This is a genomic window from Emticicia sp. TH156, from assembly GCF_002855535.1.
GTDB classification, from domain to species: domain Bacteria; phylum Bacteroidota; class Bacteroidia; order Cytophagales; family Spirosomataceae; genus Emticicia; species Emticicia fluvialis.
Window position 1 is genome coordinate 168,894 of sequence record NZ_PKRS01000004.1, and the last position, 13,186, is coordinate 182,079.

Below are 13,186 nucleotides of genomic sequence, written 5' to 3' on the forward strand. Positions count from 1 at the left end.
AATTTTTTAGAATGTTGCTGTTAGACCTACGTTAATAATTTTCGACTGAGGATAGTACTGTCCTGTTGAGTTATCAGTCTCTGGGTCATATACTTTCAGTTTGTCCCAAGTCAACATGTTTAGTCCGTTTACATAAACTCTAAAATTACTAAAGCCAACTTTTGAACCAATTGCTTCAGGAATGGTATAACCAATCTCGAAGTTTTTCAGACGGATATAGTCTGTGCTTCTCAACCAATAAGTATTACCATTTGAATAATACTGGTCGCTACGGTTAGCAATACGTGGGTGAACACTGCTAGGGTTGTCGATTGTCCAGCGGTTTTCGTAAATATCTAACAAGTAGTTACCAATGTTACCAGACTCACCTGCACTTACGTATTGTTTAGCGCCAGCGGCACCCTGGAACAACACGGCAAGGTCGAAGTTTTTGTACTGGGCTGTCAGGTTAGCACCACCCTGGAACAAAGGAAGGTTAGTGTTATCTGTACGTACCTGGTCATCAGGGGTAATTTTACCGTCGCCGTTGTAATCTTTGTATTTCATATCACCAGGGCGTAGCTGGTTTACGATAGCCTTGTAGTTGATTGGGTTAGCGTCAATTTCAGCCTGGTCTTTGAACACACCGTCATAGATATAAGCCATGTAGGTATTCATAGGACGGCCGGTAGTACGTTGCCAGTCTGGTGCACCCGGAGCTTCGTCCCAGAACACAACTTTGTTTTTAGCGTATCCGCCGTTAACACTGGCGCTGAATTTCAAATCGCCCACTTGTCCGCGGTAACCTACGTTAAACTCCCAACCTTTGTTTGATACCTCACCGATGTTTTCAGCAGGCAATGTTAAACCGGTTGATTGCGGAACTGATGCATTTCTGAACCAAAGAATGTTGGTACGTTTGTTTGAGAACACATCAAATTCGAACGATAATTTACCGTTGAACAACTGACCTTCCAAACCTAAGTTTGAGTTATTGGCAACCTCCCAGGTAATGTTGTTGTTAGGGATACGTGTTTCGTACAAGGTTTTAGTTTCAGTGTTATTGATGATATAACTACGGAAACCATAAGTAGACAGGTACTGATAAGTAGCAGGTGTAGAAGTATTAGGCAGGTAAACGTTATCGTTACCCATCTGACCCCACGATCCGCGTAGTTTCAGGTAATTAACCACAGGTAGCGCATTTTTGATGAAGCTCTCTTCTGAAAGCACCCAACCCATCATTACACCCGGGAAGAAACCGTAACGGGTCTCTTTCGGGAAGATATCTGAACCATCATAACGCCACAAGAACTCAGCAAGGTATTTTTCTTTATAGTTATAGGCAGCACGACCGAAGTAGTTCAGACGGGCACTGTTATAAGCGCCACCACCATTGTTTTTCTCAAGGTCACCACCGGCAAAAATCTGGTCGATAGCAGTTGAGATAAAGTAACGACGGAAAGCATTGAAGTTATCTCCCTGAATAGTCTCACGGTTAGTACCAGCCAATACAGTAAGGCCATGCACACCAAATTTACGTTCGTAAGTACCAATGGCACCCAATAGAATGTTCAACTGGTTTTCGTTACCCAAAGTAAGACGTGGCTCGGCAGGGCCGCGTTTGCTTGGTACCAATACTGGCGTTCCGTCCGGGTTTGTACCAGAACCTTTTTCGTAAAGTGTCCAAGGTGTCTCCCAACGTTTCGTGCTGCGGATACGTTTGTCAATAGCGGCTGTACCTGTAAATTTCAAACCTTCAATACCAGGTATTTTGATATCCAACTGTCCGTTTGTCTGGAAATAGTCTTGTTTGTCGCGGTCATAACCTGTCTGGTTAGTTGTAATAACCACAGGGTTTTCACCGTTTTCAATATCAGGGCCCGGTAAGCCATTTGGCCAGAAGGCAGGTTGGTGAGGTTTACCACGCATCTGCATACGGAAAATAGCTCCGGCAGATTTGGTAGGGAATTTACGAGCCTCTTCACGTGCTAATAAACCAACCTGAAGGTTTACGTATTTATTGATTTTGGCATCAAGGTTTATTCTGATGTCATATTGCTCGTAACCCGTTGCTGAATTTTTGTAGAAAGCATCCTGTTTCTGATAACCAAGAGATGACAAATAACGGAAGTTCTCAGTTCCACCTGTTACCTGAAGGTTATGGCGAGATTGTGGAGACCAGTCTTTCAAAGTAGCTTTGTACCAGTCGGTGTTTGGATATAACCAAGGGTCTGAGCCATCGGCATATTTCTGGATATCGCTAGGCGAGAAAGGCGCTTTTCTGATGTCGCCGTTTGGTCTTGTGTACACGCCATTAGTTTTATATGCCTGATTGGCGGCAGCCCATTCTGTTGTTGGCAAACCGTAGATGTCAAGGTCGTTCAGCATACTTACATACTGAGCAGCGTTAGCCAGTTTAGGCACAACGGTTGGTCTTGCAAACCCCTGGTTGAAAGAGTAAGAAAGCTCTGGCTTACCGGTTTTACCTCTTTTGGTTGTGATAAGGATAACACCGTTAGCCGCACGAGAACCATAAATTGCTGCAGAAGCATCTTTCAATACAGAGATGGTTTCTATATCAGCAGGATTCAGACGAGACAAACCACCGGCACGGTTAGGGATACCGTCAATTACAATCAGGGCTTCACTGTTGTTAAGCGTGTTTGCACCACGGATACGGATGGCTGAGTTATCATAGCCTGGCTCTCCACTTCTGTTGACGGCAACAACACCGGGAAGACGACCAGCCAATGAGTTTGAAAGGTTAACAGCAGGTGATTTTACCAGCTCTGTTCCTTTTACACTAACAACCGAACCAGTTACAGTTTCTTTTTTCTGAACACCGTAACCTACAACTACCACTTCGCCCAGCGTTTTTACGTCTGACTTCATGGCGATATCAATTACAGAGCGGTTACCTACAATTACTTCCTGTGGTTCAAAGCCTACAATGCTAAAAACCAATACCGCCTGGTTGTCTGGCACTACAAGGGTGTAGTTACCGTCGCCGTCGGTGGTGGTACCTTTGGTAGTACCTTTAATTGTAACGCTTACGCCCGGCAAACCTTCGTTCTTATCGGCTTCGGTTACCTTTCCTTTTACTGTTTGTTCTATCACCTCACCATCCTTCATCCGAAGCTCATCGATATGAGACATTTTTTGTAGTTGAGATTTCTTTCTAAGTAAAATCCGGTCACCGATAACCTCATAAGAAATTTGCAATGGCGTAAACAAATCGTCAAGTACCTCAGAGAGCTTGTTGCTCATCATGATAGATACTTTCTGATTCAGCCGTATAGTATTTGAACTATACACAAACTTCACATCAGCCTGTTTTTCTATCTGGCTAAGAATTTTCTTGACTTCCAGTGACTCTATCCTTAAAGATACGTTAGTGTTGAGGACTTCCTGGCCGTTTACATCGTAGGCGTAGGAGAGTCCGCTAAAAAGAGAGACCATCAAGAGTTGAATAAACGTAATTTTCATTGCTTTAAGCAAAAAATGTTTGCTACGTACGTCTTTTTTCATACATTTAGGTTGTTTTTATACTTAAGATAGGTAAAAACTCTGCTTCCTTTCAACCGAATTGCCGTTCGGCAGGAAGCGATTCGGAGCCGATAATGTGACAGCATTGTCGGCTTTTTTTGTTCATGTTTTCATTGTGATTACTGAAGTTTTGTTTTTAGTGATTATTATAATTTGTAGGTTAAAATAGTATTCAAAATTTTACCTGCAACCTTCGCCGCTGACGAAGTAGCTGGTTCCGCGCTGCTCAAACCGGGCATTAATGGTTCTGCATATTAATTCAAGTTGTGTGGCTAGCGGCAGGTCGTTTAAATCGGCCGTAATAACGCAATGTTCCAACTCCTGATTCTCCAGAATAATTTCAATACCATACACGTTTTTCAGTTTTTGTAACACCTGCGGTAACACAGTATCTTCAAAAGTAAAGTCGACGTGGGTAGTTGCGGGCAACAGCACAATGGGTTTTTCAACAATGCCTGTCATAATTTTTCTTGATGCCTTGTCGAAAGTTACCTTCTGATTCGGCGTTAATATCACTCCGTTCTTTTTTCTTCCGGCATTTTCCGAGGCTTCATAAACCGACACACGTCCGGAAGTAACCGAAACCTCGATGTCGCTTACGTTGTCGTATGACTTAATGTTGAAGCTTGTACCGAGCACCTCGGTTACCAGGTCTCCGGTATGCACCATAAATGGCGCATGCGGGTTTCTTTTTACGTTAAAAAAGGCCTCGCCTTTCAGATACACATGGCGGAAACGGGTTCCAAAATGCTTGGGGTAGCTGATACTGCTGTTGCTTTTCAGTTTTACAACGGTACCGTCTTCCAGTTTAATGTCGCTGTCGGTGTCTGACGTATTCCTGATTTCAATGTCTGTTGATTCTTCGGTTTTGGCCGCCAGGGCTATTGTCTTCAACTCATTTTTGTTAAAGTACAGCACGCCGTTTACCAGACCAATTACCAACATGGCGGCTACCCCCCATTTTAGCAATTTGAGCATCCGCCCTTTTGACGAGTGGTATTCTTCCTCTACCACACCGATGGTGTTGTTGTAGATGCGGTTCCAGAGGCGCTTTCTGATAGCCTCTTTTTCTTCAGGGTTAAGTGTTACCCTGGTGTTTTTCAACATATTTTCCTGCCATTGCCAAATCAGCCTTTCTTCTTCAGAATTACACTCGCCGGCCAGGTATCTTTCTAATAGTTTGTCGAATTCATGCTGGTTCATAAACCCTGCACCGTAGCTAACGGCATTTTTAATTGCTAATTAATTATCTGTATGATAAGCCTTCAACTGTTCTTTTAAAACCTTGAGGGTTTTGGTAAGGTGGTATTCAACGGCTTTTTCAGACAGGTTCATCTGATTGGCGATGTCTTTTACCGACCTGTTTTCGAAACGGCTCATCTTGAAAATCTCTGAGCTTCGTTCCGGCAACGACTTCATGGCTTCTTCTACTGCCTTGGCCAGGTCAGTAAAGTTAACGATTTCGTCGGTTGAGTAAGATTGTTGTATCTGATTAAATATCAGGTACTCCTGGTATTTTCTCTGTGTAATCTGCGACTTTATATAATTGGTTGACAAATGCTTGATAGACACAACCAGATAAGAGCTGAGGTGGCGGATAACACTTACCTGCCTGCGGTTCCAGAGGCTCTCAAACAAATCATGCACCAGTTCTTCTGCTTCTTCTCTGGTTCCGGTTTCGTTAAAGGCAATGCCAAACAACTTCAACCAATAACGGTTATAAATTTCTTCAAAAGCGGTCTGGTTATCGCTTTTCAAGAAAGATACCAACTCTTCATCACTAAGTTTCTGGTACTGCATTTTTTAGGATAGGTCTGAATTCAAACGTATTTGTTCCTGAAATATATAGTCAACTAACGCACTAAAATCCCTAAATCATTTTACATATTCTTTGAAAAATACAACTTAAAACGGTTTAGCGGATTCCCTGTATTTTAATTCTCTCAAAAAATCGAGAACTAAAAAGTTGGGCACAAACAATCAGATAATTCTACAAATCAAACAGTTAGCTTTTGCAAAAATGAATGCTAGCGGGGTACTTTGTAATTTTTAAAAACTTTTAAAAATTCTTGGTATAATACTATTCTTCGTGGTTAGGTTAAATTATCTTTCAGATTGGTGTGAATAAATTCTTTAGATGGTTAACCTTTTCTTTTTGTAAATAAAAACCGAATAAATACTGAAACAGTGCTGGCCGGTTTCAGAGGGTTGAAAGGATTATCATTGTAAAATTGTAAATATTATTAAAGAATTAAAAAGTAATTAATAATTTTTTTAAAAAATGCTGCCATTTGAACAATTGTTTATTTCTTTAAGTTTACGTTTATTTTATATTTTTAAATAGTTTATGCCCACCTCCTTTTCTGAATCAAAGCCCGGCAATTACCGGATAGGCCCGGCTCGACTGGCTACCTCATTGTATTTTCTTGTTTGTGGCATTGGCCTGGCCAGTTGGGTGCCTATGGTGCCGCTGGCAAAAATAAGGTTGCAACTGAACGATGCCGGCCTGGGCCTTATTTTGCTTTGCCTGGGCGCCGGAGCCATGACCATTATGCCCTTTACTGGTGGTTTGATTAATAAATTTGGCAGCAGGTTAATTATGCTGGTGTCTGGCCTGCTTACGGCAGCCGTGCTGCCGCTTCTGTTGTTTGCCAACAGCAGCCTGGCGCTGGCCGGGGCATTGTACCTGTTTGGCATAGGTATAGGCGCCATTGATGTTTCTATGAACGCGCAGTCGGTTGTGATACAAGACAAAGTAGGTAAGTACATTTTATCGTCTTTTCATGGTTTGTTTAGTGTAGGCGGGCTGATTGGCTCAATGGGTCTGGGCTTTTTGCTTGAACTGGGGCTGTCTCCTACCCTTGCCATTTTTAGCATATCGGGTCTGCTGGTACTTATTTGTATAAGCCAGTATGGCTCTTTGCTGCCTAGAGCTGCCGAAAACAAGATGGACGTAGCCACATTGATAATACCCAAAGGGCCGGTGCTGGTACTGGGGCTGATGTGCTTTGTGGCTTTTCTGGCAGAAGGTGCTATTCTTGACTGGAGCGCGGTTTTTCTGAAGTTTCACCGGAATTTTGATGAGTCGATGTCCGGGCTGGGTTTTGCAGCTTTTTCGGTAGCTATGGCCATTATGCGGTTGTCGGGCAATACTATTATTAACAGGTTCAGCCAGCAAAAAGTAGTAATGGGTGGTGGCATAATAGCCGCTGCCGGTATTTTGCTGGCTGTAAGTGTGCCTATCGGGGCGGTAACGGTTTTTGGTTTTGTGCTGGTAGGTATAGGTTGCGCCAATATTGTGCCGGTGTTTTTTAGCACCGCCGGCAGTATGCCCGGTGTACCTGCCAGCGCAGCCATTGCCGGTGTTACCACCTTAGGTTATATAGGCCAGTTGGCTGGCCCTGCCATGCTGGGTTTTGTGGCCGAAATAACAAGCTTATCTTTTGCACTGGGGCTGGTAAGTATTTTGTTGCTGATAGTGGCTGTTAGGTTTAGAAGTTCTTCTGAAGTTTGATTTTTCTGTCTTGAACTGTGATTGAGCTGATTTAATGATTTCACTGACTTGACCCATTACACCGACTGAAGTCGGTGGCTAATCAAACAGCGGAATGTTTGATGTATATGTGCCAACTTAACCGACCGCCGCGCGGTCGGCGCTGCTAAAATAAATACCCTTGTTTAGATAGACAGCGACTTCAGTCGCTGAACGAAGTAAGAGGCACAATCGCTTTACACATTAACAATATTGCTTAATAAATCAGCGAAATCATCAAATCAGCTAAATCACAGTTCAGACAAAATCACAGTTCAAGGCGAAATCAATTCTTCACCACCGTAAATATATGCTTCCCTTTATCAGATAATAACTTGCTGGTCAGGATAATCCGTCGAACGGGCCGGCTATCCCATTTGGTTTTGAAGCTGTTGTATTCCATACCTTCGGTTGAGGGAAGGTCGGTTGATACGGCCCAGTTTTTAGCTGCATAATTAACCGATAACTGCTTACCTTTAGGGGTAGTAAGCACAATTTTACCCGGTGTTGTGGTATCAATATCACAGATGGTCATAAATACCTGTTCTATTGAGTCAGGTTTTTCTGTCAGCACATAATCATCGGTAATCTCTACCACATTTTTCACCTTGTTTAATTTTACGATACGGTTCCAGTTTTTTATACCTGCTGTTTTATCATAAGCGGGGGCGATATCCATGCTGAGCGACGCCTCCTTATCGTTAACAGAACTTTTTACGTTGATGCCTTCAAATGCTTTACCTGCCAACTGGCCTTTGCCGTTAACAATGGGCAGGTTATGGTATTGCGACTGCGTGAACCATAACTCATAGCGTTTTGAAGAAAAAGTGCGAGCCGTGTAATTACCACGTCCGGCATCAATGATAACGGGTTCACCTTCTGAGTAAATCAGGAAGTCACCTACATCGTTATGATTATGGCTTTCGGCATTGTGCCCGGCATGGGTAGCCAGATAAAGACCATTGGCCGACCGCGTGGTTAGTACCTGAATATCTACAAACCAGGCATCGCCGCCCGGCTGATAGGTAACAGGCATTGCAGGTATTTTGGCAACTGTTAATAAATTGGCAATGCGGCGCATCCGATGGAAACTATTGTTGGATGACACCGTGGATGGGAAACGCTGATTTGCCCACAAACCAAACTGTACAAGGGTGTTGTCGTTAATTGCCCTGCCAAATCGGTAGAGCATCAACCCGTCCGGCCGAAGTTTAGGGTCGGCATCGGCAAAGTTCACGAAGTAGTCGTCTGCAATGTGTGTTTTGTAAACATAAGACGCCATGTTTTTTATGAGCGGCTCGTTATAAATATCAATTTTACCGTTAGAGGCGCTTTGAAGGGTTTCAAGGGCATCAAAAACACAGGCACCCGCCGCAAACCAGTAGCTGGGGCCTTCGTCGCAGCCGCCGTCATCGCCCAGGCTGTTCAGGTAGGCATCCATCAGTACCGAGTAGGTATGGGCGTTTGTGGCGCGTTTGGTTTCATCGGTTTCAAGCAGTAAATCAGCCACCAGAAGGTTAGAGACTATCCAGGGGTTCCAGTTGTTAACGGGGTTGGTTCTGCTCAGGTATCCGTAGCGGCTAACTTCTCTTATCGGCTCAAAAATCTTTTTGCTGGTTTCAGAATAGATTCTTTTACGCAACAAAGGAGAAATTTTGTCCAGCTTGTCGCCCACAAAATAATCGGTAAGTGCCAGTACCGCGGCGGTTTCGGCTCCGAATAAATCAACGGTCGGGTCTTCGGCGTCTGGCAGGCCGCTTCTGGCCTTCTGAACACCCAAATGTGCAGGTACGCCCCAGTAGGTTTCTTCACAAATGGCCCATACGTAATTCATGATGGCTTCGGTGAATCGCCCTTTATTTTCTATCGACTCTGCCAGCGCCAGGTCTATCAGATTAACCCGGCGCGCATAAGAGATTTTTGAATGCTTTTCTCTGTCGCCGGAGCGGACGTACTCCATCAGCAAGCTGGCTGACAACTGCGGCATCTCTTTTTTTTCGGCTGCTTCGCCTGCATTTATCAGCCCTTGTATCAATGAATCAGTCAATGCGGCCTTCCATTCATCCGGTGTTCTGGGGTAGGGTCTCCATTGGTTTTTAGGTACAAGCGCCTGTTTGTACGCATTGGCTGTGTACTTGTTAGCCAGAATATTGCGCTGGTTAACCTGTGCATTAGCGGTAAACAGGCCTATTAACAGCGCAATGGTGAGTATGTTTTTCATAGAGATTAAGGTTGAATAGCTATTGTTTGTTCCAGTCTTTTAGCGGGCGCACAGATTTATCTGCTTTGGCACCTTCGGGTATCAGTAAAACGGTAAGGGCCGCGGTGGTATTGGCTGGCAGGGCTACTTCAAAACCTACCAGCGTAGTGCCAGGGTTAGGCGCATCGTAATCATGAGGAGGCACGGTAGACCATGTTTTAATACTGGCACCGGCGGGTTCAAGAACTTTCAGTTGCATTTTTTTACCTTTTTGTACCAGGGTAGCGGTGCCGTCTTTTTCAAGAGATACTTCGGCGGGAGTCAGCATGGCCCAGCGAACAGTAGTTGCCTGTTTGGCAGATGTAATTTCGTCTCTTACGGCTACGTATTGCCCTTTAATAATGGCTACACCTCTTAAAGCCTGCTGAACCTTGTTTTTGTAAACGACAGAGATGTCGCTGTTGGCGCTTAAAAACCCCGGCTTATCTGTCCAGTGGTCAATAGCGGCGTAACCTTCAACCCGCTGAAACTCACCATCAAAACTTAAGGTACTATGAGCCAGGTTGTTATATCTGTACACCTGCCAACGCTCTGCGTCTTGCTCTCTTCCCCAAATCTTTACACCTTTTGATTCAAGGGACTCATACTCCTGCATACCGAAGTCCATCGACCAGCGTTCGCCGTTGGCATCCATAACAAATGAGCCAACATCCATGTGTCCATGATTAACCGAAGGCGAACCTGCTTTAAAACCTACATAAATGGCGTTGGGGTTGGTCCAAGACGTGCGCATGAGGGCAACCGGGTTTTTACCCTGCCCTACCCATATCAGTTGTTTGGGTGTAGTGGCATTGTCAAGGCTCATGTTTTTGCCCCATATCATGGCTGCCGGTAAAAGCCTGTCGCGCCCTAAACTCCGGGTATCGCCCTGCAGATAGTTTTTTTCGTTAAACAAAAGGCTGTTGTCCTTGTTGCGGTGGGCGAACCAGAACATAGCCGGGCTTAGGCCGGCACCATTACCGGCGTCAGAATAATTAAAGTTTTTGCCCGACGAACCCACCATCTGTTGAAAATAACCTGCTGTTTTCAAAAATCCAGGGGCAGCAGATAAGTCGAAGTCAGACCCGAACACCTGTTGAACAGCGCTCAGAAACATAACATTGAAACTGGTGCCATAGCCCCAGTAGCTGTAACCTTCGGGGTAGGCTCCTTCGGGTTTGTAGTCTTGCATGGGCAGTCTGATGGAGCCAATGGCACGGTCAATGATTTGCGTAGCTAAAGCGGTATGGTCTTCAAAAATGGCCAGTGCGCCGTAGCTAATGCCCGCGTTGCATACCTGGTTCCAGTTATGAGAGGCTTTCAGCCAGCTGTTATACCGACTGTCTAAAGACGGTTCGATACCTTTTTTAAGAATGGCATCTTTGATGACATCTTTTGATGAAGCCTGCAAATCATAATACAGCCAGTCGTAGCCAATGGCTACGCCCATGGTCATTTCGGCCACGTCTAAAAAGTGGCTGGGGTTCCAGTCGCTGAACTGCGATACTTTCAGCAATTCCTGCTCAGCTCTTGCCAGGTATTTTTTATCATTGGTGGTTCGGTAGGCATAAGACAGGTAAAATACCCGGCTAATACACTCACGAGATGTGGCCAGCAACCTTCGGCCTATTTGAATGCGTTCAAGGGTGGGTTCGGCAAGCATGCGGTTACTTTCGTCGATAATCACCTGGTGTATTCTGGCCCAGTTTTTATCGGCAGCTATGTTGTCAAGAATTTTTTTCTCTTCACCTTTTGCCCATAAAATACGCGGATGCGCAGGCATGGAAACGTTTGGTTTCAGATAGCTTAACTGCTGGCCTGATACCCCGAAAATGCAAAACAGTGAAATTATAAAAATGAAGGATGTTTTTATCATAGGTTTTTCAGTTGAGGTTGAATGGTAATTTTTTTTAGGTGTGAATTGTCTCTTATAGAACCCTATTGAATTGTAGTGCGCATGGTTTATAAATGTCAGAATAGATGTTTTATTTTTGGTAATATCAATCAAAACGGGTTAGCAGGATGGCATTGGTATTATACCCGTTTGGATAAATTTATCGCTTTTGTAGAGACGCATGGCATGCGTCTTCAGAGGCCAATCCTTGTAATATAACCATTTCAGCTATCAGGTCTGGCAAAATCAATTTTCGAAGAACCCTATTCTACGATTAGCCGCAAGCATTGCGGCTCAAGAGAGATAATGAATAATCCCGAAATTAATCGGGATTATTCGTTGCTTTACATCACCACTTAGGGTTTTGTTTCAGATTTGAATTAAGCGATATTTCGTTGATAGGCAATGGCCACAGGTAATCTTTGGCAGGATCAAACTTACGGAAGCTCGCCGCCTGCACCAATATTATGTTATCTGCCGTTACGTTTACCGTTGTGGTAGTACCGAACTCAGTTTTAAAGAAATAATTACCCAAAATAGGCTTAGGCAATTCGGTTTCGGCGGTTTTCCAGCGGATAATATCCCAGTATCGCAGGCTCTCCTGTGCCAGCTCAACGCGGCGTTCACGGCGTATTTCGTCGCGCATATTCAGGCCATTGGCAGCTACAAAAGCATTGCTGAGGCGGGCTACTTTACCACGGTCGCGCAAGCGGTTTACCGACAGGTCAAGGTCTGCATCGCTTATCTGGCCTTCCAGTTCATATCTGGCTTCGGCATAAGTAACCAAAACCTCTGCATAACGCAAAACCACACGGTCTATTAACGATGCCTGCGTTACCCAGTCGTCAATATTTGAATACTTACGAAACGTGAAACCCGTTTTGTTAAATACCAGCGGCGCAATGTCATACACAGGCTTGGTACCCATGTAGGCATCGCCCTTTTTCATAACCGTGGCGCTCAGGCGTTCGTCGCGATTGGTAAATACATCGGTAGATACCGCAGGCTTGGTATAAAGCGGAGACTTATCGATGGGCAGGCCGTCTTTCATCAGGTAGGCATCAACCAGGCTTTTGGTTGGGCTCAGGTTTCCGTTTTCCAGGGTACCTCTGTAATAGGCGTGCGTGCTAACGCGGTCTGTAACGGCAACCCCATACTGGCGAACAATGATGTTTTCACGGTTCTGGCGGCCTTCTCCTTCATACTGAAAAAGGTTGAAATAGTTACCAAACAAATCATGCTGCTTGCTATCCATTACAGCTTTGGCTGCTGCCACCGCCAATGTAAGGTGCTGGTTGGCATCGCCATAATTATGGAATTTCGAGCGGGTGCCCTCAAATAATGCCACTCTGGCTTTAAATGCATAAGCCGCTGTGTTTGATATACGCCCGTAGTCGGCGGTACCAAGGGCAGTTGGTGTGGGTAGTTTAGCCGCTGCAAAGTCAAGGTCGTCATAAATCTGTTTGTAAATATCTGCTCTCGGGCTTGCTGCTGCGGTAAGTTCAGGCGAGGCGTCGGTTAGGGTTTTCAGAATCAACGGTACATCGCCGTACTTCTGAACCAGAGAGAAATACGCCCACGCCCTGAAAAAACGTGCCTCGGCCGAGTAGCGGTCTATGGCTGCCTGGCCGGCTGCGGTAGCTTTAGGGGCTTTTTCAAGTATATTGTTAGCGGCCCTGATAAGCTGGTAGGGTGTGCTATAGTTGCCGTCTGTTGCCGGAGCGAGACGAGAGCCGTCGCTGATGCTGTTGGAAGCAAGGCCCACGGCGTCGTCAGACCAAACGTCTTCTGCATTGAAAGCAGGCAGAAATGTGTACAGGTAATTGGCTGCGGCTTTCAGGTCAGACTCTGACCGCCAGAAGGTTTCATCGCTGATGCTGGTTTCCGGAAGGCGGTTAACGTCGCAGGCGCTTAAACCTAGCGAAACCGCCACAACAAATGATATATGTTTGATGAATGCTTTCATGAGTTTTTAAATAAATGGTGAATGAGT

General features: G+C 44.9%; 7 protein-coding genes. 1 reads left to right on the plus strand and 6 read right to left on the minus strand.

What is annotated here, in order from left to right; translation table 11 throughout:
- Positions 1–6 precede the first annotated feature (6 nt).
- The 3 genes from C0V77_RS09305 to C0V77_RS09315 form a co-directional block, all read right to left on the minus strand.
- Positions 7–3,114 carry a TonB-dependent receptor gene (locus C0V77_RS09305; protein ID WP_229236255.1) on the minus strand — a complete coding sequence of 1,036 codons (3,108 nt, stop codon included), beginning with the start codon at positions 3,112–3,114 and terminating at the stop codon, positions 7–9.
- Between the two features lie 594 nt (positions 3,115–3,708).
- Positions 3,709–4,731 (minus strand): FecR family protein, encoded by a 1,023-nt coding sequence (locus tag C0V77_RS09310; protein WP_101726087.1) that lies wholly within the window; start codon positions 4,729–4,731, stop codon positions 3,709–3,711.
- A 39-nt stretch (positions 4,732–4,770) separates the two neighbouring features.
- On the minus strand, positions 4,771–5,328 hold the full coding sequence (locus C0V77_RS09315) for an RNA polymerase sigma factor (protein ID WP_101726088.1): 558 nt from the start codon (positions 5,326–5,328) through the stop codon (positions 4,771–4,773).
- 547 nt (positions 5,329–5,875) lie between these two features.
- Here C0V77_RS09315 and C0V77_RS09320 point away from each other — a divergent pair.
- Positions 5,876–7,042, plus strand: coding sequence for an MFS transporter (locus tag C0V77_RS09320; protein WP_101726089.1), 1,167 nt, complete (start codon positions 5,876–5,878; stop codon positions 7,040–7,042).
- Between the two features lie 304 nt (positions 7,043–7,346).
- On the opposite strand, the gene C0V77_RS09325 is transcribed toward C0V77_RS09320, so the two are convergent.
- The 3 genes from C0V77_RS09325 to C0V77_RS09335 form a co-directional block, all read right to left on the minus strand.
- Positions 7,347–9,281: a heparinase II/III family protein gene (locus C0V77_RS09325; protein WP_101726090.1), complete on the minus strand. Its 1,935-nt coding sequence runs from the start codon at positions 9,279–9,281 to the stop codon at positions 7,347–7,349.
- A gap of 19 nt (positions 9,282–9,300) precedes the next feature.
- Complete coding sequence (locus C0V77_RS09330; protein ID WP_101726277.1) at positions 9,301–11,175, minus strand: heparinase II/III family protein; 1,875 nt, start codon at positions 11,173–11,175, stop codon at positions 9,301–9,303.
- 367 nt (positions 11,176–11,542) lie between these two features.
- Positions 11,543–13,159 (minus strand): RagB/SusD family nutrient uptake outer membrane protein, encoded by a 1,617-nt coding sequence (locus tag C0V77_RS09335; protein ID WP_101726091.1) that lies wholly within the window; start codon positions 13,157–13,159, stop codon positions 11,543–11,545.
- Between the last annotated feature and the right edge of the window lie 27 nt (positions 13,160–13,186).